Below are 23,023 nucleotides of genomic sequence, written 5' to 3' on the forward strand. Positions count from 1 at the left end.
GATCGGCCCCTCAGCCGCCGGAGCTGCCCTTGCCGGTGCCACCACCGTCGCCGTCGCCGCCTCCGCTGCCGAAGCCGCCGCGGTCGACCCCGCTGCCGCCACTGCCCCCGCTGCTCGACGAACTGCCGGATCCCTTGGACTTCCTGGTGAAGGAGCCGCCCGTGACCCAGCTGCCGTTCTTCTTGCCGCCGTAGTAGTAAGTGCCCCTGACGGAGGTGGAGGACTTGCAGTTCTTGTCGGCGACGACCTGGTAGCCCTTGCCGAGGGTGTAGCTGTCCCGGTCGACGCACCGCTTGTCGGGGTCGGAGGAGCAGGCGGTGAGGGCCGCGGCGAGCAGTCCCACGCCGCCGAGTGCGATGGTGCCGGAGCGAAGTTGTCGGCGTGCGTCCGCCATGTCCGTGTCTCCCCGTTGATCAGGCCGTGTGTCCGGTGTGCGTGTGTGGCGGACAGCTTAGAGATCAGTAAGAGCCCGCTTGAAAGCAGCCCACCCTTCACCTCCTCCCCTAAGGTCACTTTGTGTTCTTTGGAATGGTGTGCGCCCTCGGGGCCTCGGTCTGCTTCGGGACGGCCACCGTGTTGCAGGCGATGGCAGCACGGACCGCGGATGCGGCAGGCGGTGACGGCGAGGTGGGATCGGCGTTCGCGGTGACGCTGTTCCTGCGGGCGGTGCGGCAGTGGCGCTATCTCGCGGGACTGGCGTTGGACGGGCTGGGGTTCCTGCTCCAGATCGCCGCGTTGCGGTCGGTCCCGATCTACGCGGTGGGCGCGGCACTCGCGTCGAGTCTCGCGGTGACCGCGGTGGTCTCGGCGCGGCTGCTGAGGGTCCGGCTGAGCGGGGCCGAGTGGGGTGCGGTCGGAGTGGTGTGCGCGGGGATGGCCCTGCTGGGGATCGCGTCCGGGACCGAAGGGGACCGCGACGGGCCGCCGGCCCTGGGGTACGCGATGCTCGGGACGGCACTGGTGGTGCTGGTGCTCGCGCTGCTGGGCGGGCGCCTGCCGGAGCGGGGGCGGCCGTTGGCGCTCGGGCTGGCGGCGGGGTTCGGGTTCGGCGTCGTGGAGGTGTCGGTCCGGCTGATCGACTCCCTGGCACCGTCGGATCTGGTGACCAACCCGGCGACCTACGCGCTGCTCGTCGGTGGGGGTGCGGCCTTTCTCTCACTGACGTCGGCTCTCCAGCGGGGTTCGGTGACCACGGCGACCGCCGGGATGGTGATCGGGGAGACGATCGGGCCCGCCCTGGTGGGGGTGGTGTGGCTCGGGGACCGCACGCGGGAGGGGCTGGCGTGGGTGGCGGTCCTGGGGTTCGTGGTGGCCGTGGCGGGGGCGTTGGCGCTGGCCAGGTTCGGGGAGGCGCCGGTGGAGGCCGACCGGGACGGAATCGGAGTCCCGTGAGCGGGCCGCAGCGGGCCGCGCTATTCGGGCAGCGCAGCGCACAGTGCTTCCAGCGCTCCTGACCAGGCGTGGTCCGGTGGGGTGCCGTAGCCCACGACGAGGGCGTCGGCCGGTTCGACGGCGGCCTCCGGGTGTCGGAACCGGTGCAGTCCGTGGACGGCCAGGCCGTGCCAGGCGGCCGCCCGCAGCGCCTGCTGTTCGGTGCCCGGGGGCAGCCGCAGCACCACGTGCAGACCGGCCGCGATCCCGGTGGCGCGGACCTGCGGGGCCCGGCGGGCGAGCTCGGCGACCAGCGCGTCACGGCGGCGCCGGTACCGCAGCCGGGCGGCACGCACATGACGGTCGTAGGCGCCGGAGGTCAGGAACTCGGCGAGGGTCAGCTGGTCGAGGGAGCCGCACGCGTCGATACCGCCCTTGGCCCGCAGGACCTCCGCCATGAGGTGGGACGGCAGTACCAGCCAGCCGAGCCGGAGTCCCGGCGCGAGGGACTTGCTGGCCGTGCCCGCGTAGACGACGTGGTCGGGGTCCAGGCCCTGGAGGGCGCCCACGGGCTGGCGGTCGTAGCGGAACTCCCCGTCGTAGTCGTCCTCGACGACCAGCCCCCCGGTGCGGCGGGCCCAGTCGACCACGGCCGCCCGACGGTCGCGGTGCAGGGTGCCGCCCATCGGGAACTGGTGCGCGGGGGTGAGCAGCACCGCGTCCTGGTCGGTCAACCGGCCCGGGGCGGTACCGCGTTCGTCGAAGGGCAGCGGGGTGGTGCGCAGACCGGCGGCCGCGAGCAGGTTCCAGTGCACGTCGAGGCCGTACGACTCCACGGCGACCGTGCGTGCGTCGCGAGCCCGCAGCAGGGCGCCGAGGAGGCGCAGGCCGTGCGAGAACCCGGCGCAGACCACGATGCGGTCGGGGTCGGCGCGGACCCCGCGGGCGCGGGCCAGGTAGTCGGCGAGGGCGGTGCGCAGTTCGACGCGGCCGCGGGGGTCGCCGTAGTCGAGGGCCTGGTAGGGGGCGGTGGCGAGGGCACGACGGGCGGCCTTGAGCCACTCCGCGCGCGGGAAGGACGCGAGGTCGGGGGTGCCGGGGATCAGGTTGTAGGGAGGTCGGGGTGCGGGTGGGGCGGGGAGGCCGGGGGTGCGTCGGTGGCCGGGGTCGGGGGACGTGGACGCGCCGGGGACACCGGGCCGGGAGACAGGCCCGGGCAACGCACTACCGAACCCGCCCACGGCACCGGCACCGGCACCGGCACCGGCACCGGCACCGGCACCAGCACCGTCATCGCCCACTCCCCCCACCCCGACCCCCCGTTCGGCCACCCGTGTGCCCGAGCCCTGGCGGGCGCTGAGCCACCCCTCGGCGACCAGGTCGGCGTAGGCGTCGGCGACCGTGTTGCGGGCGATGCCCAGGTCGGCGGCGAGGGAGCGGGAGGAGGGCAGCCGGGTGCCGGGGGCGAGGCGGCCGGTGCGGACGGCCTCGCGCAGGGCGTCCGTGAGGCCGCGCCGGAGGCCTCCCCCGGCGGGTTCGAGATGCAGGTCGATACCGAAAATGGCCCAGTGTTTCGCCATGGAAGTGGACCATACCCCTGGGCTGCCTGGCTCCTAGGGTCGAGGCATGACCACAGAGGAGACCGCCCGCACCACCCGTCAGGAACCCGCCCGCCACTCCCCCGAAACCGCCCCCCGCCTGGCCTGGGCCCAGCACGCGCCCGAGGTCTACAAGGCGATGCTCCGCCTCGACACCGCCGCACGTAAGGGTCTGGACCCCCGGTTGCTGGAGCTGGTGAGGATCCGTGCCTCGCAGCTCAACCACTGCGCGTTCTGCCTCGACATGCACTCCAAGGACGCCCTCGCGGCCGGGGAGAGCGTCGAGCGGATCATCCAGCTCGGCGCGTGGGAGGAGTCGCGGCACTTCTACACGGAGCAGGAGGTGGCGGCCCTCGCACTGACCGAGGCGGTCACCGTCCTCACCGACGGCTTCGTGCCGGACGAGGTGTACGACCACGCGGCCAAGCACTTCGAGGAGGCCGAGCTGGCCCAGCTGATCGCCGCGATCACGGTGATCAACGCGTGGAACCGGTTCGGTGTGACCTGCCGGATGGTCCCGGGCCACTACGAGGCGGGGAAGCACGAGTGAGCCGTACGGACGTCCTGGACCCCGCGGTCGCCCGCGCCCTGTCCGCACTCAGCGCGGCCGCGAAGAAGGGGCTCGGTGATCCCGCCCTCGCCGAGCTCGTCGTGATCCGGGCCTCGCAGCTCAACCACTGTGCGTTCTGCCTCGACATGCATCTCACGATCGCGCGCGAACTCGGCATGAGCGCACAGCAGTTGGATCTGCTCGCCGCGTGGGAGGAGGCCGAGGGCGTCTTCGACGAGCGGGAGCGGGCCGCGCTCGCGCTGACCGAGGCGGTGACCGTCCTGACGGACGGCCGGGTGCCGGACGAGGTGTACGAGCGGGCTGCGAACCACTTCGACGACCGTGAACTCGCCCATCTCATCGGCCTGGTCGTCGCCATCAACAACTGGAACCGGGTGATGGTCGGCCGCCGGATCCCGCCGGGGGGTCATGAGTCGTGACGTCGGACAAGGTGGAGATCTTCCGCGCCCTGCACCGGACCCGGCTGCCGGGCGATCCGCTCGTCCTGCCCGGTCCCTGGGACGCGGTCAGCGCGCGGGCGCTGGAGGAGGCCGGGTTCCCGGCGCTCGCCACGCCCAGTGCGGGAATCGCGGCCGCGCTCGGCCACCAGGACGGGTCCACGCCGGCCGACGAGATGTTCGCCGCGGTGGCGCGCGTCTGCGGGGCCGTGGACATTCCCGTGTCGGCGGACGTGGAGGGTGGATACGGGCTGGCGCCCAAGGAGTTGGTGGAGCGCCTGCTGGAGGCGGGCGCCGTGGGCTGCAACCTGGAGGACTCCCACCAGGGGGTGCTCAAGGACCCGCGTGAGCACGCCGAGTGGCTGGCCGAGGTGCGGTACGCGGCCGGGGACCGGCTGTTCGTCAACGCGCGCGTGGACACGTTCGCCCACGGCGACGGCGATCCCGGGCGGGCGATCGAGCGGGCGGCGCTGTACGTCGCCGCGGGCGCCGACTGCGTGTATCCGATCGGCGCCCCGCCCGGCGTACTGCCCCTGCTGCGGTCCGGGATCCAGGGGCCGCTCAATGTGTTCGGGCGTCTGGACGGCGAGGGCCCCTCGCCCACCGCGCTCGGTGAACTCGGGGCCACGCGCGTCACCTTCGGACCGGGCCTGCAACGCCGGGCCGCCCTGGCGCTCCAGGGGATCGCCGACGAGCTCAGGCGCTGACAGCGGCGGCCACGACAGCCACGCCCTCCCACGGACTCAGGACAGCCACGCCTTCCACGTGGACTCGTGGCTGTCCACCCACTTCTTCGCCGCGTCCTCCGGCGTCATCTTCTGGTCGGCGATCATCAGGGAGACCTCGTTCTGGTCCTCGGTCGTCCACTTGAACTTCTTCAGGAAGGCCGCCGCCTTGCCGCCGGACTTGGCGAAGTCCGTGTTGAGGTACTTCTGGAGCGGGGTGTGCGGATAGGCGCAGGTGATCTTCGCCGGGTCCGCGTCGCAGCCCTCCTTGTAGGGGGGCAGCTTCACCTCGGTCATCGGGACCTTCTTGAACAGCCACTGGGGGGCGTACCAGTAGGTCAGGAAGGGCTTCTTCTCCTTGGCGAACTGCCGGATCTGGGTGATCTGCGCGGCCTCGGAGCCGGCGAACACCACCTGGTAGTCCAGCTTGAGGTTCTTCACCAGCGCCTTGTCGTTGGTGACGTAGGACGGGGAGCCGTCCATCAGCTGGCCCTTGCCGCCGCTCTCCGCGGTGCGCAGCTGGGAGGCGTACTTGTTGAGGTTCTTCCAGTTGGTCACGTCCGGGTGCTGCTTGGCGAAGTACGTCGGGACGAACCAGCCGATGTGCCCGGTCACCCCGAGTCCGCCGCCCGGCGTGATGGTCTTCTTGTCCTTGACGTACCGCTGTTCCTGCTCGGGGTGGCCCCAGTCCTCCAGGATCGCGTCGACCCGGCCCTGGCTGAGCGCGTCCCAGGCGGGCACCTCGTCGACCTGGACGGTGTCGACGCGGTAGCCGAGCTGGTGCTCCAGCAGGTACTGGGCGACGGCCACGTTGGCCTGTGCGCCGACCCAGGACTGCACGGACAGGGTCACGCTCTTGGAGCCGTGGGCGTTGGCGAACGGCGAGGCCTGCTTGGTCATGTCGGCGGCACCGCAGCCCGTGAGCAGCAGCAGGGATCCGGCGGCGGCGAGTGTACGGACGCGCATGTCAGGCTCCCTTCCCCGTACGGCGTTCGGTCGGCTGGGTGACCCGGTCGAGCATCAGGCCGAGGCAGACGATGGCGGCACCGGCGACCAGGCCGGTGGCCAGGTCGCCCTGGGCCAGGCCGAAGACGGTGTCGTAGCCGAGCGCGCCACCGCCGACCAGGCCGCCGATGACGACGACGGCGAGGACCAGGACCACGCCCTGGTTGACGGCGAGCAGCAGCGCGGGCCGGGCGAGCGGGAGCTGGACCTGGCGCAGCTGCTGCCAGCTGGTCGCGCCGAGCGAGTGCGAGGACTCCATGGCGGCCGGGTCGACCTGGCGCAGGCCCTGGGTGGTGATGCGGACGACGGCGGGCAGGGCGTAGACGACGGCCGCCGCGGCGGCGGGTGCGCGGCCCACGCCGAACAGGGCGACGACCGGGATCAGGTACACGAACTGCGGCATCGTCTGGAAGACGTCCAGGACGGGCCGCAGCATCCGCTCGAAGCGGTCGCTGCGGGCCGCCGCGACGGCGATCGCGAAGCCCAGGACGAGGGTGACGGCGACGGCCGCGAGGACCTGCGAGAGCGTGTCCAACGCGGGCGTCCACACCCCGAGGACGCCGATCGCGGCCATGGCGAGGACCGCGGTGAGGGCGGTGCGCCAGGTGCCGATCAGCCAGGCCAGGGTGGCGACGACGAGCAGCACGGACCACCAGGGCAGCGCCTGGAGGCCGTCGCGGACCGGGTCGAGGATCCAGGTGGTGAAGTGGGCGGCCCAGTCGGCGGTGCCGCCGACGACGGGGACACCGGAGTAGAGGTGGGCGGTCATCCAGTCGACGGCACGGTTGACGGGCTCGGCGATGTTCAGGGTCCAGGCGTCGGGCCAGTCGAGCCGGCCGAGCAGCCGTCCGGCGACCGCCACGACGACGGCTCCGGCGAGGGCGTACGCCCAGGCGGCGCGCCCCTGGTCCTCGGCGTCGTCGCCGGCCGCGCCCGCCGCGCCGGTGACCCGGTCGAGGACGACGGCGAGCAGCACGATGGGGATGCCGGCCGCGAGGGCGGCGCCCACGTCGACCGAGGCCAGCGCCTGGTAGACGCGGTCACCGAGGCCGCCGGCGCCGATCACGGACGCGATGACGGCCATCGACAGAGCCATCATGATCGTCTGGTTGAGACCGAGCATGAGCTCCTTGCGGGCCAGCGGGATACGGGCGGTGAGCAGCCGCTGGCGGGCGGTGGTGCCGAGCGACTCGACGGCTTCCAGAACGCCCTTGTCCGCGCCCTGGAGGCCGAGCGCGGTGAGGCGGGCCATGGGCGGGGCGGCGTAGACGACGGTGGCGAGGACGGCGGCGGGCACGCCCATGCCGAACACCAGGACCACCGGGAGGAGGTAGGCGTAGGCGGGCATGACCTGCATGGTGTCCAGGACCGGCCGCAGGAGCTTGTCCATCCGGGGGGACAGTCCGGCGGCGAGCCCGAGCAGGGCGCCGACCAGGACCGAGGCGAGCACGGCGACGACCATCAGGGCGAGGGTCTGCATGGTGGGGACCCACATGCCGAGCAGACCGCAGGCGAGGAACGCGGCCGCGGTGCCGAGGGCGAGCCGCAGACCGGCGACCCGCCAGGCCACCAGGGCGCCGAGCGCGGTGACGCCGGCCCAGCCCGCGCCGAGCAGGACCACGTACACGGCGTGCACGGAGATCACGACGGCGTTGCTGAGGTAGCCGAAGAAGTAGAGGAACAGCGGGTGGCTGTCGCGGTTGTCGATGATCCAGTCGCTGGCGCTGCCGAGCGGCTTGGTGAGGTCGACGGTGAGAGCGGCGGGCCAACTGCCGCTCGCCCACTGCGCGTTGGCGAGCGGCACGAGGACCGCCGCGGCGAGGGCGATGAGCAGGATCTTGTGGACCGCACGGTGCCTGATCAGATGGGTGGGCAGGGAGCGGGGCGTGGACGCGGTGACGGTAGCCATCAGACGGCCTCCTTGCGAAGCTCCGTTCCGGAGGTTCCGGAGGCCCCCTCGGAAGTCCGCGGCGCCGAGGATCCGTCACGGAGTTCCGTGCCGGCCACCACGCCGAGCAGCCGCTCGTGGTCGACGACACCCAGGCAGCGGCCCCGCTCGACGACGCACGCCGGGCCGCCGCGCTCGGCGACCACCTTGATGGCGTCGGCGACGACGGCGTCGGGGGCGAGGGCGCCCGGGTGCGTCGGGCCCGCGCAGCCGCCGGGCTTCATGGCCCTGCGGACCGTCATGACCTGCTCGCGCGGCACGTCCCGGACGAACTCGCGGACATAGCCGTCGGCCGGGGAGCCGACGATCTCCTCCGGGGTGCCCAGCTGGACGACCTTGCCGTCGCGCATCAGGGCGATGCGGTCACCGAGCTTGAGGGCCTCGCTCAGGTCGTGCGTGATGAAGACCATCGTGCGGCCCTCCTCGCGGTGCAGGCGCACGACCTCCTCCTGCATATCCCGCCGGATCAGCGGGTCGAGCGCGCTGAACGGCTCGTCGAACAGGAGGACCTGGGGGTCCACCGCGAGGGCCCGCGCGAGGCCGACGCGCTGCTGCTGGCCGCCGGAGAGCTGGGAGGGCTTGCGGTGCTCCATGCCCTCCAGGCCGACCTTGGCGACGACTTCGGCGGCCCGCGCCCGGCGCTCGGCCTTGCCGACGCCCTGGATCTCCAGGCCGTACGCCACGTTGTCGAGGACCGTGCGGTGCGGGAGGAGGCCGAAGTGCTGGAAGACCATCGCGGCACGGTGGCGGCGCAGTTCGCGCAGCCGGGACTTGTCCATCGCGCGGACGTCCTCGCCGTCGATGCATATGGTGCCGGCGGTCGGCTCGATGAGCCGGGTCAGACAGCGCACCAGCGTGGACTTGCCGGAGCCGGACAGGCCCATGACGACGAAGACCTCGCCCTTGCGGACGTCGAAGCTCACATCGCGGACGGCGGCCGTGCAGCCGGTCCGCTCGCGAAGGTCGGCGGGGTCGAGGGCGGCCAGTTCGGCGTCCTCGGGCACGAGTTCCGCCTTGGGGCCGAAGACCTTCCACAGGCCGTCGACGGAGAACACCGGGTTGTCGGTGGTCGGGGGCTTGTCCATGGTCGCGGTCGTGGTCATCACGCACCACCTCCCAGCAGATCGACGGCTTTCTCACCGACCATGAGCACCCCGATCATGGGGTTCACGGCGGTCATGGTCGGGAACACGGACGCGTCGGCGATACGGATGCCGTCGAGGCCGCGGATCCTCAGTTCGGGGTCGACGACGGCCAGTTCGTCGTCGGCGGCGCCCATCCGGCAGGTGCCCGCCGGGTGGTAGACGGTGTGCGCGACCTTGCGGGCGTACTCGCTCAGCTCCTCGTCACCGGTGATGTCGGGGCCGGGGCACACCTCCCGCTTGAGCCAGCCGGCGAGCGGTTCGGTCGCCGCGATCTCGCGGGCGATCCTGATGCCGTCGACGAGGGTGCGGCCGTCGTAGTCGTCCTCGTCGGTGAAGTAGCGGAAGTCGAGGGCCGGCTTGACCTCCGGATCCGCGCTGACGAGGTACAGGCGGCCGCGGCTCTTCGGCTTGGGGATGTTCGGGGTCATCGAGACGCCGTACGCCGGGCGTTCGTAGCCGAGACGTTCGGGGTTGTCGGTGAAGGGGACCTGGTAGAAGTGGAACATCAGGTCCGGGCCCGCGTGGTCGGGGTCGCGGCGCACGAACAGGCCCGCGTCGGAGTCCATCGCGGAGTTGTCGGGGATCGGGCCGTCGGTCTCCCAGACGATCACCGACTCGGGGTGGTCGAGAAGGTTCTCGCCGACGCCCGGCAGGTCGTGCACGACGGGGATGCCGAGCGCTTCGAGGTCCTTGCGGGGGCCGATGCCGGAGTGCAGCAGCAGGCGGGGCGAGTCGACGGCGCCCGCGCAGAGCACGACTTCGCGGCGGGCCCGGATCAGGGTCTCCTGGCCGTCCTTGGAGCGCACGTGCACGCCGTCCGCGCGCGTGCCGTCCAGCTCCAGCTTGTACGCCCAGGTCTCCAGCAGGATGGTGAGGTTGGGGCGCTCGTCCATCACCGGGTGCAGATACGCCACCGACGCCGAGGACCGCTTGTTGTTCTCGGGGTGGTAGGCCAGGTCGAAGAAGCCGACGCCGTCGTCGAAGGGCTTCTTGTTGAAGCCCTCGACCCGCGGGACCTGGAGTGCCTTCTGGGCCGCGTCGACGAAGTCGCGGGCGACGGCGTTCCGGTCCTTCTCGTCGACCGGGACGATGTTGTTCTTCAGCCGGGCGTAGTACGCCTCCATCGGCACCGCGCCCCAGCCCTTGGCGCCGGCCTCCTCCCACTCGTCCCAGTCGGAGGGCAGCGGCTTGAAGGCGATCAGCGTGTTGTGGGAGGAGCAGCCGCCGAGGACCCGGGCGCGGCTGTGCCGGATGTGGGAGTTGCCGCGGGGCTGCTCGGTGGTGGGGTAGTCGTAGTCGAGTTCGCCGCCGAGCAGGCCCATCCAGCGGCGCAGCGTGAGGACGTCGTCCCGGCCGACGTCGCTGGGGCCGCCCTCGATGACGGCGACGGTGACATCGGGGTTCTCGGTGAGGCGGGAGGCTATGACGGAGCCTGCTGTGCCACCGCCGATGACGACGTAGTCGTACTCCTGTTTGAGATCGGACATGGGGGTACTCCAGTGAAGTCTTGAGTGCGAGGAGAGCGGCGAGGAGAACGCCGGGGGCGAGGGAGGGGCGCGCGTGGGCTCAGCCGGCGAACCAGCGGACCGGCTTGGGGGCCAGGTTCTGGTAGACGTGCTTGGTCTCGCGGTACTCGGCGAGGCCGGCGGGGCCGAGCTCGCGGCCCACCCCGCTCTTGCCGAAGCCGCCCCACTCCGCCTGCGGGAGGTAGGGGTGGAAGTCGTTGATCCAGACGGTGCCGTGGCGCAGGCGCCCCGCCACCCGGCGGGCGCGTCCGGCGTCGGCGGTCCAGACGGCTCCGGCGAGGCCGTACTCGGTGTCGTTGGCGAGGGCGATGGCCTCCTCCTCGGTGCGGAAGGTCTCCACGGTGAGGACGGGTCCGAAGACCTCCTCCCGCACGACCCGCATCTCGCGGTGGCAGCGGTCGAGGACGGTCGGCTCGTAGAAGTAGCCGTCGACGGGACGCTCGGGCGACGGCTCGGGGCGCTGGCCGCCGGAGCGCAGCACCGCGCCCTCCTCCAGCGCGGAGGCGACGTAGGACTCGACCTTGGCGCGCTGCTGCTCGGAGACCAGTGGCCCGCACTCGACACCGTCCTCGGTGCCGCGGCCGAGGCGGATCTTCCCGGCGCGGCGGGCGAGTTCGGCCACGAAGCGGTCCCGGAGGGACTCCTCGACGATGAGACGGCCGCCCGCGGAGCAGACCTGGCCGCTGTGGATGAAGGCGGCGTTCAGGGCCTGGTCGACGGCGGTGTCGAAGCCCTCGGGGGTGGCGCAGGAGTCGGCGAAGACCACGTTGGGGTTCTTGCCGCCGAGTTCGAGGGCGACCTTCTTGACGGAGGGGGCGGCGGCCTGGGCGACCTTGGTGCCGCTGACCAGACCGCCGGTGAAGGAGACCAGGTCCACGTCGGGGTGTTCGGCGAGCCGGGCGCCGACGGTGTGCCCGGGGCCGGTCACGATGTTGGCGACGCCTTCCGGCAGCCCCGCCTCGACCAGCAGCTCGATGAGCGCGATCGTCGTCATCGGGGTGATCTCGCTCGGCTTGACCACGAAGGTGTTGCCGGCCGCGAGCGCCGGGGCGATCTTCCAACTGGCCTGGAGCAGCGGGTAGTTCCAGGGGGTGATCAGCGCGCACACGCCGAGGGGTTCGTGGACGACGACGCTGTGGATGTCGGTCGAGCCGGCGTCGACGACCCGGCCGGGCGCCTCGCCCGCCACGAGGTCGGCGAAGTAGCGGAAGGCGTCGGCGACACAGTCGATGTCGACGCGGCCCTCCTCCACGGTCTTGCCCGCGTCCCGACTCTCCAGCAGACCGAGTTCTTCGCGGTCGCGTACGAGAAGATCGGCGACGCGGCGCAGCAGTGCGGCGCGTTCGGCGACGGGGGTGAGCGGCCAGGGGCCCTGTCCTGAGTCGAAGGCCTGGCGGGCGGCGGCGACCGCCAGATCGGTGTCCTTCTCGTCACCCTCGGCGACGACGGCGAACGGCCGGGCGTCGGCGGGGTCGAGGATGTCGCGGGTGGCTCCGGAGACGGCTGCGCGCCACTCGCCGCCCGCGTGGATGGTGTGCGGCTCGAGCCGCGCCTGCTGTCCGGCCATGATCGGTGTTGCCTTCCGTTCCTGTTCAGTGCCCCTGTGTCACACCCGTGTCACTCACCGGGACCGTCATCGCATGCCCCGGACCCTCGATTGCATGCGCAATCGGTGGCTGAAAGTGCCCTGGCTCACTGAACATGCGGACAAATCACCGCAAAAGTAGGCTGGATGTGCCTTTCGCGGAGGTGACGACATGACACGCAGAGTGGTGACACGCAGAGTGGTGACCGTCACAGCGGCGGGCGCGGCCCTCGTCGTGTCGTCGCTCCTCGGTCCGGGCTCCGCCGCGGCCGACGACCCGAGCGCACGTCAGCTGGTCGACCAGGCGAAGAAGAACCTCCTCGACGCCGAGTCCGTCCGCCTGAGGCTGACGGACCACAGCGCGGACACCCGCACCAGCCGGACCCAGCCGGTCTCGATGGACCTCGCCCTCGACCAGGACGGCAACTGCGCCGGGACACTGCGGATGGGGGCGGGCGGCGGCAGCGTGGAGATCGTCAAGCGGGGCGCCGAGGTGTGGATGAAGCCGGACACCGCGTTCTGGAAGGCGCAGGTGCCGGGCGGTCAGGGCGACGCGGTGGCCGAACTCCTCAAGGACCGCTACCTCCACGGCTCCACGCACGACGCGCTGCTGAGGGGCATGGCCGAAACCTGCGATCTGACCTCCTTCCAGAAGCAGATCACCGCGGACTCCTCCGATGCGCGGCGGCTGACGAAGGGGGCGCCGACGAAGCTCGACGGCACGGAGGTGATCCCGCTGAAGGGCACGTCGGAGGGCAAGCGGGTGGCCCTGTACGTCACGTCGGCCACCCCGCACCGGCTGGTGCGGGCCACGCAGAAGGGCGGCGGGACCGACCTGGCCCTGTCCTTCTCGGACTACGGCAGGCCGGTCCCCTCGAAGACTCCGCCCGCGGACCGGAGCGTGGACGTGAACAAGCTCCAGGACGAGTTGCGGAACGCGTGAGCCACGCGCGCCGCCGGGGGTCCGGGGTCAGTCGATCGCCGCCGGATCGCAGGCGTACGGCGCGCAGAAACCCTTCAACGCGCTGGTCAGGAGCGCGAGTTCGTCCTGGCCGCCGTTCTTCTCCAGGCCGTAGGCGGCGACCGCGTAGATCTGGCCGTCCTGTGCGACGAACCGCTCGTCGTAGACGTGCCAGGGGCCCAGGTCGGGCTCGCCGCTGAGGGTGTCGGCCACGTACTCCAGGCGCCGGCCGGTGAGCCCGTCGTCGTCCACGGGCCGCAGGTCCAGCTTCTTGAAGCCGTCCGGCTTGGTGGTGTCGGCGGAGAGGTACAGCGCGAAGGACTCCTCCGGGGAGCTCTCCGCGACCTGGTACACCTGGAGCCGCTGTTCGCCGCCCGGGCTGCGGTAGTTGACGACGTCGATGCCGAACTGGGACGGCACGGTGCTCCGCGACCAGCCCACCGGGCGGGCGATACGGAAACCCTCCTCGTCCACGTACAGCTCGTATCCGTCGGGGAGTTGGGGCGTCGAGGCGAGCGGGGACGGGGACTCCTCGGTGGGCGAGGGGGTCGGCGGGTCCTCGGACTCCCCCTGCTGCGAGACGACGTGCGTGGGCGACGGGCTCCCGCCCCCGCCCTTGTCGTCCTTGTCACCGCCGCCGACCACCAGGGTCAGCACCAGGGTGGTGACGACCCCCACGGCGGCGGCGCCGACGAGCACGGACCAGACGAGCCGACGGTTCCTGGCGGCGGCGGGCGCGGCAGGCGGGGTGGGCGGGGCGACGGCCGTCTGCCCGCCGGTCGACCAGGACGACCCCGACCACTGGGCCGACGGCACACCCCCGCCCGCGACCTGCTCGGCGGACGACCAGCCGCCGTCCGGGACACCGGGCCCGTGCCAGGTGCTGCCGCCACCGGCTCCGGGCCAGCCGACGGGCGGGGAGGGCGGGGGCGGGAGGGGGGAGCGCACGTCGGCGTCCGCTCCGGGCCCGGGCACACCGGGGACCGTGCCGGGACCGGGCACTTCAGTGGCCGCTCCAGGACCCGCGTCCCGTGCACCCGGCTTCGCCGCCGTCCCGGGCCCCGCAACCGTCCCTGCCCCCGCGCCCGTGTCGTCCGTCCCGGCCGCCGGCGGCCACACCGGAGCCTGCGGCGGCACGATCCCCGATCCGGCCGGTGGCGGTGGCGGTGGCGGCGTGACCGGACCGGTCGCCGACGGCGGTGGAGTGACCGGACCCGTCGCCGTAGCGCCCCCGTCCCCGTCCTCCCACCGCTGTGTCTCCTCGTTCCAGTACCGCACGCCCCCGCTCACGCTCTCCCCCTCGCCTCTGCCCCGACCTCGGTCACAGCCCCAGCAACCCGGCCACGGCCCCCGCCGAGGCGACCAGGTTCACCAGTGCCTGTGAGTCGTCCAGCAGCGCCCGCAGACGTTCCCGGCGGGTCGGCCCCGCCTGGCCCGTCGTGACGAGCTCCTCCTCCGTCTCGGCCAGCGCGGTGTCCAGGGTGGCCGTCTCGTCCGTGGACCTCAGCCGCGTGAGGTCGGCGCGGAGTTCCCGTACGGCGGCGAGGAGCGCCTCGGCGTCCTCGTCCCGTCCGGGCGTGACTCCGTGGTGGCTCTCGGCACGCGCGTGGCTGCCGATGGCGAAGGTGCTGCCGTGCACCCCTCCGCTGATGCTGACGCCCGGTTCATCCGTTGCCATTGCTGCCGCTCCCCTTCTGCGAGTTCTGCGACGCGGTCCCCGAGGACGCGGTGGCGTACTTGCCCGCCGCGAACGTACTGCCGTGGACGCCGCCCTCGACATGCACCCCGCCGCTGCTGATGTTGACGATCTTCTGGACGAACTCGCCGGTCTGGTAGCCGGATTCGGCGAGCGAGGTGAGGACGCCGTGCGCCACCCGGTCCTGGACGCTGCGGAGGTAGCGGTAGGCGTCCATCTCCTGGAAGGTGGATCCCTCGTCCATGGAGCCCAGTTCCCGCACCGACAGCGCGGGGCCGTCGGGCAGCGCGCCCGCGAAGCCTCCGGTGAGCAGCTTCCACACATAGGCGACGCCCCTGCCGAGGGTGGCGAGGGAGCCGGCCGCGGAGCCCGGCACCCGGGCCATGGCCCAGACCGCCTTGCCGAGGACGTTGTTGTGGCGGTAGTTGTGCGCCGCGCGGTCGGCGTCCTTGAAGTCCTCGCGCACCGGCAGCAGGACGTGCGGGGCGATCTCCAGCATGAGCATGCGGCCCTGGGTGTGGACGCGCACGAAAACCGTGACGACCAGCTCCTCCTCCCAGCCGCCGACGCGGATGCGCAGGAAGTGCCGCCGCTTCTCGGCGCCCTCCTCGACCGCCCGCGCCCGGTGCTCCTCGAAGGCCCCCGGGTGGTACGGCGCCTCCTCGCGCCGGCGCAGCCCCTCCGCGGGCAGGAACACGCACTCGTCGATCTCCAGCCAGCGCAGCCGGTCGCGGACCGTGTGTCCGGCGAACTCCGAGGGCAGCCGCAGCTGTTCGAGCAGCGGGCGGATCTTCTCCAGCACCGCGCGGTTGTTCAGCGGGAGCTGTTCCTTGGTCTCGTCGGGCCGCAGTTCGACGGCGAGCACCCAGGTCTCGTAGGCGGCTCCGGCCCCGCAGAAGGGCCGCTTCTCGTGGTACATGACGAGCGGCGCGTGCTGTTCGAGCCGGATGCGTTCCTTCAGCCGCTGGAAGCGGGGCGCCTCGGCCCGTTCGGCGGGGTCGGCGGCCGCGTCCGGGAAGCGCTGCGGGGACAGTTCGGCGCTCACGGCCCGGGCGAACTGGCCGCGCTGCGCGGCCACGCAGGCCGCGATCAGAGCGAGGACGACGATCACGAGCCAGGCCTGGAGCGGGTGGACGAGTCCGCCGGCCCGGTCGACGTCGGGGAACAGGAGGTCCGTCGCGTCGGGCGAGTCGCCGTAGGAACCGCCGAAGTAGCTGTCGTCGTAGGAGGACGAGCCGCCGTAGGAGGACCCGTAGGCGGAATCGTCGTCCCCGGCGCCGAAGGCCACGAAGAGGGTGGCGGCCAGGAAGACCGCGAAGCCGATCCGGCCCCACCAGCGGAACAGGAAGGCGGCCAGCCGCCGGTACAGGGACGGGTTGACGCCCCTGCCGCGGACCCAGGGGGCGACGGCGAGCATGAGGCTGGGGACGAGGGCGAAGCCCAGGAGTCCGCCGGTGAGCGGCAGTCCGATCACCCAGAGGCCGATGATCGCGCCGGCCCACAGCAGCTCCTGGCGGCGGGCGCGCAGCGCGTGTGCGAGCACCCGGGCCGCGTCGAGGCCGAGCGAGGGCGCGACGATCCGCTGTTCGTTCAGGTGCAGTTGCTCGATGACCCGGTCGCGGTAACCGGAATCCAGGTAGGTGCCGGCGCAGAGCAGGCGGGTCGCCTCGCTGGCGTGCGGCGGTGTGACCGGACCCGGCGGTGCGGCCTGCGGTTGCCGAGGTACGGATGCAGTGGTCACGCGACTCCCCCGATGCGTGCAAAAACCTTGCTGTTGTCGCTTGTTGACAAACCATCAGCATAGAGGTGCGGATGGGGCCGGGAAACCGGAATGCCGGATTGATGGACTCCCCGACGGTCCTTTGACTAAAGTCAAAGATTATGGACCCTGTGTCGACAGAGCAGGTGGCGGAGTTCCGCCGGTTCAACCGTTACTTCACCCGCCGCATCGGTGCGCTCGACGACCACTACCTGGGCCAGGACCGGCCGCTCGGCGAGGCGCGGCTGCTGTTCGAGATCGGCGAGGGGATCTCGCTGCGCGAGCTCAGGGGCCGGCTGGGGCTGGACGCGGGCTATCTGAGCCGGATGACGAAGACCCTCCAGGCCCAGGGCCTGGTCCGGGTCAGCGTCCACCCGGGCGACAGCCGGCTGCGCGTGGTCGAGCTGACCCGCGCCGGACGCGTCGAGCTCACGGAACAGAACCGCCGGGCCGACGCCCTCGCGGCCGGCCTGCTCGAAGGGCTCAGCGGCCCCCAGCGCGACCGCCTCACCGAGGCGATCGGCACCGCCCAGCGGCTGCTGCGCCTGGCCGGCATCACGGTGACCCGGGTGGACGGCGCCGCCCCGGACGCCCGCGCCTGTCTCGACGCCTACGCCGCCGACATCGACGCCCGCTTCCCGGAGGGCTTCGACCCGTCCGACCTGGTCCGCCCCGAGGAGGTCTCGGGAGACGCGGGCGCGTTCCTCGTGGCGTACGAGGAGGGCCGTCCCGTGGGCTGCGGAGCCCTACGACGGCTGGAACCGGGCATCGGCGAGCTCCGCCACGTGTGGGTCCACCCGGACACGCGCCGCCTGGGCCTGGCCCGCCGCCTCCTCACCACCCTGGAGACAGAGGCCACCACCCGCGGCCTCACCGTCCTGCGCCTCGACACCCACGCGTCCCTCACCGAGGCCCGGGCGATGTACCGGGCATGCGGCTACACGGAGATCCCGCCGTACAGCGACCACGCCTACGGCGACCACTGGTTCGAGAAGCGCCTGGACCGCGCGGGCAGCTGACCCCACCCGCCTTCCGGAGAATCGAGCACTATCGCGTTCGATGGAGAACGAGTACTATCGCGTCCTGCCCGCCGTGAGCCGGCGGCTTCAACCGCCGCCGCCCGTGCCCCAGTTGACCCGAGGAGCCGCCGTGCTCTCCCTGCTGAATCCGGTCGTCGGTCTGCTGATGCTGCGTGGCGTCGCCGCCGAGGACGAGTCACGGGCCGGCTCGAGCGGTCGGGCGGGGGCGCGCGTTCAGTGTCGGGGGGACCGGCTGCCGCGGCCGGCGGTCAGGTCCGGGTCGTACGGCGGCTGCTGGTACCGGAGCCGGGCCGGGGCGGTGGCTCAGCCGCACTGGGTTCCCGTGGGGCAGAAGGAGCTCAGCGCCCTGGTGAGCGGCTCGCGCACCTCGGCCGAGGCCAGGGCGGCGGGGCCGGTGGCTCGGATCGCGTACAGCGTGCCGTCGGCGGCCTCGAAACGGTGGTCGACGACCTGACGGGCGCCGAGGTCCGGGTCGTCGTAGCGGTAGGCGAGTTCGGACCAGGTGGCTCCGGAGGCACGGTCGAGGACCTGGTAGCCGGGCTGTCGCGCGAAGCCGTAGCCGGGGTCGTTCTCCGCCAGGTCCAGGGAGCGGGCCGGAGTGTCCTCCGCGAGGCGGAAGATCTGGAGCCGTCGGCCGTCGGCCGGGTTCTCGTAGGCGACGACGGGAGCGGCCTGGCCCTGCTTCTCGGTGCGGGTCCAGCCCCGGGGCACCTCAAGGGTGTAGCCGACCGGATCCAGGGTGCGGCGGTATCCGGAGTCCGGGGCGGAGGACGGGGGCGGGGAAGGCGAGGAGGCGGAGTGCGAGGGTTCCTTCGCCGACGACGAGTCCGCCGTGACGCTCGGAGCCGGGACCGCCCCGGACCGGGAACCCAGCGAGGTGTCCCGGAGGAGGAACCAGACACCGGCGCCCACCGCGACCCCGACCAGGACGGCCACTGCGAGGGCGGCGAACACCCGGCCGACCCGGTGGGACGCGGGGCCGGCCGGAGCCGGTGCCGGGGACGTCCAGGACGGAGTGGGCGGGCCCGCACCCCAGCCGGGCGACACGGGCGAGACCTGCGTCGGCGCCGCGGACCACGGTGGCGTGACCTCCTGGCCCCGGGGCGGCACGAAGGAGGTCTGCGTCTCGGCCGAGGCCCACGGGGGCCGCTCCCCCGCCCGCGTCTCAGCCGAGGCCCACGGCGGTCGCTCCCCCGCTCGCGTCTCCCCCGAGTTCCAGGCCGCCCGGCCTCGCTCCTCGCTCGGTCCGTGCTCCGCCGCGGAACCGGAGTCGTAGCCGTTCCAGTCGTGCCAGCCGTTCATCGCGCATCCCCCGCATCACCCCACCGGGCAGGGCTTCGACCGTAGGGCGAAAAACGGCCACGGGCCCCGTTCCGGCGGAAACCGGAACAGGGCCCGTGCAAGCTCGTGACAGAGCCGTCGAGAAGACTCGGCGTCGAGCGGTTCAGCTACGGATCGGACGCGGATCAGATGAGGCCGAGCGCGCGTACCGCCTCGCGCTCCTCCTCCAGCTCCTTCACCGACGCGTCGATGCGGGCGCGGGAGAACTCGTTGACGTCCAGGCCCTGGACGATCTCGTAGACGCCGTCCTTGGTGGTGACCGGGAAGGAGGAGATCAGGCCCTCCGGGACGCCGTAGGAACCGTCCGACGGGATGCCCATGGAGGTCCAGTCGCCGTCCGCCGTGCCGTTGACCCAGGTGTACACGTGGTCGATGGCGGCGTTGGCGGCCGAGGCGGCGGAGGACGCGCCCCGGGCCTCGATGATCGCGGCACCGCGCTTGGCGACGGTCGGGATGAACTCCTCGGCCAGCCACTTCTCGTCGTTGACGGTCTCGGCGGCGTTCTTGCCGGCGACCGTGGCGTGGAAGATGTCCGGGTACTGGGTGGCGGAGTGGTTGCCCCAGATGGTGAGCCGCTTGATGTCGGCGACCGTGGTGCCCGTCTTCTTCGCGAGCTGGGTCAGCGCGCGGTTGTGGTCGAGGCGGGTCATCGCGGTGAAGCGCTCGGCCGGTACGTCCGGGGCGGCGGCCTGGGCGATCAGCGCGTTGGTGTTCGCCGGGTTGCCGACGACCAGGATCTTGACGTCGTCCGCGGCGTGGTCGTTGATGGCCTTGCCCTGCGGCTTGAAGATGCCGCCGTTGGCCTCCAGGAGGTCACCGCGCTCCATGCCCTTGGTGCGGGGGCGGGCACCGACCAGCAGACCGACGTTGGTGCCGTCGAAGGCGACGTTCGGGTCGTCCGTGATGTCGATGCCCTGGAGCAGCGGGAAGGCGCAGTCGTCGAGCTCCATGGCGGTGCCCTCGGCGGCCTTGAGCGCCGGGGTGATCTCCAGGAGGCGAAGCTTGACCGGCACGTCCGCGCCGAGCAGCTGGCCGGAGGCGATGCGGAAGAGCAGGGCGTAACCGATCTGGCCGGCCGCGCCGGTGACGGTGACGTTCACGGGAGTGCGGGTCATGGCGTTCTCCGTATGACAGCTGGCGGTGGGGCGTCCCTGCCCCGGACGTTTGATCGATCTCTCGGCGTCAAGAGATCCACCGGTCAGGCTATCGCGCATCCGGGTACCCGAACGTCCGGGTCCGTGTGGCCCACCCCACAACACCCCCAACTCAAGAGGCGGCCGCCCGTCCGGGAGAGGGGGGACGGAAACGGCCGCCGTATGGGGGTACCGGGGTCCGGACTCCCGTGGGGGTACGGTTCGCGTGCCCAGGATTCAACAGCCCATGCACACTCCGAGAAGATTCACCCACCCGCGGGTCCGCAGCCGACAACGAAGCCCCCGGCACCCCCTTAGTCGGTGCACCCCCGCTGCCCCGAAGCCAGCGTCACGCACGCCTTCGCCCCAGCCGCATCCTTCACAGCGACCATCGGCGTGTAAGCGATCGTGTCCCCCGCCTCCGTGATGCTCCCGCTCTGCTCGGTCACCTTCCCCGCCGTCACCTCGACCTTGTCCCCCTGCCCGGCCTGGGTGACCCTCCCCCAGGCCGCCCCGCAGGTCTCGCTGTACCGCACCTCGACCACCGCCGCCCCCACGGTCGCGGTCTTGGCGGTGGTCACCAGGTTGCCGCTGCACCCCATCGCCTCGGCGTCCTTCCCGGTGCACCCCTGGCCGCTGCACTTCACGCCGGCGGGCAGCGAGGCGGAGGTGACGGCGGACGGCGACGGGGACCTGCCGGCCCCCGGCTTCTTGTCGCCGCCCGGGTCGGTCAGGAAGAAGACGGCGGCGACCACCACGAGCACCCCGACGACCCCCGCCAGGAACATCGTCAGCCGCCGCTTCCCCCCGGAGCCGCCCGAACCGGCAGAGCCGTCCGAGCCGTCGGTCGCCCCGCCCCCCGGCCGCGCGTCCTGCGGCTCGTCGTACGGTCCCGGCGCCGCCGGCGTCCGCCCCGGCCCGTCGGCCTGGACGGGCGCGGCCGCGGCGGCCGTACCTCCCGAAGAAGCCCGCGACGGGCCCTGATAACCGGCCAGCCCCCAGGAGTTGCCGCCCGGGGAACCATGGTCGGCCCCCGGCTCGGCCGGCTGCGGCGGCACCGTCGGTGCGACCCCCGCCGGTCCCGCCACCCCCGGTGTCACCGTCGCGCTGCCGCTCCTGCGGGCCTTCCCGCCGCCCTTGGCGGGCGCGGGCGGCGCCCCGAACTCGCCGAGCGCGGCCCGCGCCTGGGAGATCCGGATGGCCTCCATGGTCATGTCGTGCCGCATCTCCGAACGGCTCCAGGCGCGTTCGGCCAGCTCCCACATCGTGGTGAGATGGATGGGACTGGTGCCGGTGACCTCGGCCAGGGCGACGATCGCGCCCTTCGGCGCGAGCAGCCGGCCGTTCAGATAGCGCTCCCAGGACGTCTTGCTGTAACCCGTGCGGTCGGCGACGGCCGCGATGCTCAGGCCGCTGCGGTCCACGAGCCGCCGCAACTGGCTCGCGAACTCCCTGATCTGCGGATCGATGTCTTCAGGCAAGGCCTTCCAACGAGGCATTGCTCCCCCCTCTTTCCCCCCGGTCGGTGCTGTGGTGCTCACGTGCGCTGCAAGGATCCCAGCTGTCCGGGCACGGGCGCACGGGTGCATCGGCAAGTTCGACACGTTATCGACGCTGTCGAACAGTGCCGTGTCAAAACCGCAAACTTGTCAATACATCGCCACACCAGGATCACATGGGAAATAACGCCCGTCACGGCAGTCAGCGGCTCACCCAGAGGCCACGGCACCGGCGACTCCGACCGCCAGCAGCAGCACCAGCAGCAGTACGGCGGCCAGCAGCAGCCGGTTGACCCCGCCGGGTTTCCGACGGGGCGGCTCGTCCCACCACGGCAGTGTGGGGTCGTCCTCGTACCCCTCGCCGCCGGAGCCCCTCCCGCCCCCGGTGGCGGAGACCTTCCCGCCCTCGGTGGCGGAGGCCGGCCGGGGCCAGGCCTGCACCGCCAGTTCCCAGCGCACGGTGAGGCGTTCGGCGTCGGTGCCGTCGAGGCCGGCGATCCGGCACAGCGCGGCGACGGCCTGCCGGGGCGGCGGCTGGGTGGCGTTGAGGTAGCGGTGCCAGGAGGACTTGCTGTAGGCGGTGCGGGCGCCGAGCGCGACCAGGCTGAGCCCGGTGCCGTCCTTGAGCCGCCTGAGCTGCTCCACGAAGTGCCGCACCTCCGGCGGCAGATCGTCGGGCAGCGCCTGCCAGCCACTCATCGCCCACCTCCGCGGCGTCCGCACCTGCTTCCCGCCGAATGACGACGTCAGAGGGCGGATCGGTTCCTGGCCGCGGGGCGGTGGTGACAGGTCGTCCACTCCGTGCCGGAACCGTCACCGCTGTGCCACAGCGGACCGACAGCGGTTGAACAGCCCGCTCGCACGGCGGGAGGCTGGATCGCGACGGCGGTTCGTCCCTCATCGGGGGAGGGGGCGGACCGCCGTACCTCCCCCCGCCGGGATCAGCTGTTGGTGACCGTGAAGTGCAGGGTGTCCTTGAGGAAGGGGATCACCAGCCACGGGTTCGGCTGCACCATCATCGCCAGCAGGACGATCGCCGTGCCGAGCACGCCGTAGGTCGCGATGTCGGTGAAGCGGGAGCGCACGGCGAGCATGCCGACGTCCGGCAGCAGCCAGCGCAGCACGGCACCGGCGAGCAGGGCCAGTCCGATCAGCAGTGTGCCGACGCGGAACGAGTCGAGCGCCGTCAGCAGCAGTCCGAGGCCGACCGCGGCCGACACGGCGAGCACCGGCCACTGCCGGGCGGGCGCCGGAGCGTCCCGCGGCGCGGCCCGGCCGCCGCCCTCAGGCCGCGCGGTGTCCCTGGTGAACAGCGGGAACCGGCGGGTGGTCCGCCGCGGCACCCCGTCGACGTCGGGCGCGCTGATCGCGTCCCGTACGACGATGTCGGCCTCCGAATCGGGATCGCCCGCGCGGTCCGGCTCACCGTCGGTGCCGTCGGCCTGCTGAGCGGCGGGGACCGCCGCACCGGGCTCCTGGTCCTTGTCGGCCCTCACCGATCCCACCCCGGGCTCCCCGTGGTCCTGAGCCGGCGACGAACCGTCGTCCCGGGCCTGCACCGAACCGGCGTCCTGGTCCCGCGCCGGCCCGTCGTCCTGGGCGTGCGCCGAACCGGCCGGTCCCGCGGAGCCCGCCGTCCCGGTCGCCCGCGCGGCCATCCGCCGCTCCTTCGGTCCGCGTTCC

21 protein-coding genes are annotated in these 23,023 nt (G+C 72.4%); 6 read left to right on the forward strand and 15 right to left on the reverse strand.

Annotated elements, in window-relative coordinates:
• Window positions 1-10: 10 nt before the first annotated feature.
• On the reverse strand, window positions 11-394 hold the full coding sequence (locus H295_RS0112385; protein ID WP_020135680.1) for a hypothetical protein: 384 nt from the start codon (window positions 392-394) through the stop codon (window positions 11-13).
• A 134-nt stretch (window positions 395-528) separates the two neighbouring features.
• Here H295_RS0112385 and H295_RS0112390 point away from each other — a divergent pair, with 134 nt between their 5' ends.
• Complete coding sequence (locus H295_RS0112390; protein WP_028809289.1) at window positions 529-1,392, forward strand: hypothetical protein; 864 nt, start codon at window positions 529-531, stop codon at window positions 1,390-1,392.
• 20 nt (window positions 1,393-1,412) lie between these two features.
• On the opposite strand, the gene H295_RS0112395 is transcribed toward H295_RS0112390, so the two are convergent.
• Complete coding sequence (locus tag H295_RS0112395; RefSeq protein ID WP_020135682.1) at window positions 1,413-2,951, reverse strand: PLP-dependent aminotransferase family protein; 1,539 nt, start codon at window positions 2,949-2,951, stop codon at window positions 1,413-1,415.
• 46 nt (window positions 2,952-2,997) lie between these two features.
• On the opposite strand from H295_RS0112395, the gene H295_RS0112400 reads away from it, so the two are divergent.
• Genes H295_RS0112400 through H295_RS0112410 form a run of 3 tightly spaced genes read left to right on the forward strand, consistent with a single transcriptional unit; the run spans window position 2,998 to window position 4,684 of the window.
• The gene (locus H295_RS0112400; RefSeq protein ID WP_020135683.1) at window positions 2,998-3,519 is read left to right on the forward strand and encodes a carboxymuconolactone decarboxylase family protein; all 522 of its coding nucleotides are present in this window, start codon (window positions 2,998-3,000) and stop codon (window positions 3,517-3,519) included.
• A complete protein-coding gene (locus H295_RS0112405) occupies window positions 3,516-3,959 on the forward strand; it encodes a carboxymuconolactone decarboxylase family protein (RefSeq protein WP_020135684.1) in 444 nt (147 codons plus the stop codon). Before H295_RS0112400 ends, H295_RS0112405 begins: the two co-directional genes overlap by 4 nt.
• Entirely contained in the window at window positions 3,956-4,684 is a 729-nt protein-coding gene (locus tag H295_RS0112410; protein WP_020135685.1) for an isocitrate lyase/PEP mutase family protein, read from the forward strand. Before H295_RS0112405 ends, H295_RS0112410 begins: the two co-directional genes overlap by 4 nt.
• 36 nt (window positions 4,685-4,720) lie before the next feature.
• Here H295_RS0112410 and H295_RS0112415 read toward each other — a convergent pair whose 3' ends face one another.
• From H295_RS0112415 to H295_RS0112435, 5 genes are all read right to left on the reverse strand, one after another.
• A complete protein-coding gene (locus tag H295_RS0112415; protein ID WP_020135686.1) occupies window positions 4,721-5,668 on the reverse strand; it encodes an ABC transporter substrate-binding protein in 948 nt (315 codons plus the stop codon).
• A gap of 1 nt (window position 5,669) precedes the next feature.
• Window positions 5,670-7,616, reverse strand: coding sequence for an ABC transporter permease (locus H295_RS0112420; RefSeq protein WP_020135687.1), 1,947 nt, complete (start codon window positions 7,614-7,616; stop codon window positions 5,670-5,672).
• Entirely contained in the window at window positions 7,616-8,758 is a 1,143-nt protein-coding gene (locus H295_RS0112425; RefSeq protein ID WP_020135688.1) for a quaternary amine ABC transporter ATP-binding protein, read from the reverse strand. Before H295_RS0112425 ends, H295_RS0112420 begins: the two co-directional genes overlap by 1 nt.
• Complete coding sequence (locus H295_RS0112430; protein ID WP_020135689.1) at window positions 8,758-10,287, reverse strand: GMC family oxidoreductase; 1,530 nt, start codon at window positions 10,285-10,287, stop codon at window positions 8,758-8,760. Before H295_RS0112430 ends, H295_RS0112425 begins: the two co-directional genes overlap by 1 nt.
• Before the next feature lie 79 nt (window positions 10,288-10,366).
• Window positions 10,367-11,893, reverse strand: coding sequence for an aldehyde dehydrogenase family protein (locus H295_RS0112435; RefSeq protein ID WP_020135690.1), 1,527 nt, complete (start codon window positions 11,891-11,893; stop codon window positions 10,367-10,369).
• Window positions 11,894-12,083: 190 nt separating this feature from the next.
• Here H295_RS0112435 and H295_RS0112440 point away from each other — a divergent pair, with 190 nt between their 5' ends.
• On the forward strand, window positions 12,084-12,854 hold the full coding sequence (locus tag H295_RS0112440; protein WP_051135543.1) for a hypothetical protein: 771 nt from the start codon (window positions 12,084-12,086) through the stop codon (window positions 12,852-12,854).
• A 27-nt stretch (window positions 12,855-12,881) separates the two neighbouring features.
• Here H295_RS0112440 and H295_RS47185 read toward each other — a convergent pair whose 3' ends face one another.
• The 3 genes from H295_RS47185 to H295_RS0112455 all read right to left on the reverse strand — a co-directional run bounded on the left by H295_RS47185 (window position 12,882) and on the right by H295_RS0112455 (window position 16,309).
• On the reverse strand, window positions 12,882-13,847 hold the full coding sequence (locus tag H295_RS47185; protein ID WP_234021596.1) for a hypothetical protein: 966 nt from the start codon (window positions 13,845-13,847) through the stop codon (window positions 12,882-12,884).
• A 346-nt stretch (window positions 13,848-14,193) separates the two neighbouring features.
• Window positions 14,194-14,550: a hypothetical protein gene (locus tag H295_RS0112450; RefSeq protein WP_028809292.1), complete on the reverse strand. Its 357-nt coding sequence runs from the start codon at window positions 14,548-14,550 to the stop codon at window positions 14,194-14,196.
• On the reverse strand, window positions 14,537-16,309 hold the full coding sequence (locus H295_RS0112455) for a hypothetical protein (RefSeq protein ID WP_020135694.1): 1,773 nt from the start codon (window positions 16,307-16,309) through the stop codon (window positions 14,537-14,539). Before H295_RS0112455 ends, H295_RS0112450 begins: the two co-directional genes overlap by 14 nt.
• A gap of 140 nt (window positions 16,310-16,449) precedes the next feature.
• Here H295_RS0112455 and H295_RS0112460 point away from each other — a divergent pair, with 140 nt between their 5' ends.
• Window positions 16,450-17,346 (forward strand): bifunctional helix-turn-helix transcriptional regulator/GNAT family N-acetyltransferase, encoded by an 897-nt coding sequence (locus tag H295_RS0112460; RefSeq protein ID WP_043217435.1) that lies wholly within the window; start codon window positions 16,450-16,452, stop codon window positions 17,344-17,346.
• 324 nt (window positions 17,347-17,670) lie between these two features.
• Here H295_RS0112460 and H295_RS0112465 read toward each other — a convergent pair whose 3' ends face one another.
• The 5 genes from H295_RS0112465 to H295_RS48715 form a co-directional block, all read right to left on the reverse strand.
• The gene (locus tag H295_RS0112465) at window positions 17,671-18,669 is read right to left on the reverse strand and encodes a hypothetical protein (RefSeq protein ID WP_020135696.1); all 999 of its coding nucleotides are present in this window, start codon (window positions 18,667-18,669) and stop codon (window positions 17,671-17,673) included.
• A 164-nt stretch (window positions 18,670-18,833) separates the two neighbouring features.
• Complete coding sequence (locus tag H295_RS0112470; protein WP_020135697.1) at window positions 18,834-19,823, reverse strand: malate dehydrogenase; 990 nt, start codon at window positions 19,821-19,823, stop codon at window positions 18,834-18,836.
• Between the two features lie 332 nt (window positions 19,824-20,155).
• Entirely contained in the window at window positions 20,156-21,322 is a 1,167-nt protein-coding gene (locus tag H295_RS0112475) for a helix-turn-helix domain-containing protein (protein WP_028809294.1), read from the reverse strand.
• A gap of 228 nt (window positions 21,323-21,550) precedes the next feature.
• The gene (locus tag H295_RS0112480; protein WP_020135699.1) at window positions 21,551-22,039 is read right to left on the reverse strand and encodes a helix-turn-helix domain-containing protein; all 489 of its coding nucleotides are present in this window, start codon (window positions 22,037-22,039) and stop codon (window positions 21,551-21,553) included.
• A 242-nt stretch (window positions 22,040-22,281) separates the two neighbouring features.
• Window positions 22,282-22,998, reverse strand: a complete 717-nt coding sequence (locus H295_RS48715) for a DUF3017 domain-containing protein (protein WP_020135700.1) — start codon at window positions 22,996-22,998, stop codon at window positions 22,282-22,284.
• Window positions 22,999-23,023 lie beyond the last annotated feature (25 nt).

Source organism: Streptomyces sp. 351MFTsu5.1 (genome assembly GCF_000383655.1).
Taxonomy (GTDB): Bacteria; Actinomycetota; Actinomycetes; order Streptomycetales; family Streptomycetaceae; genus Streptomyces; species Streptomyces griseorubiginosus.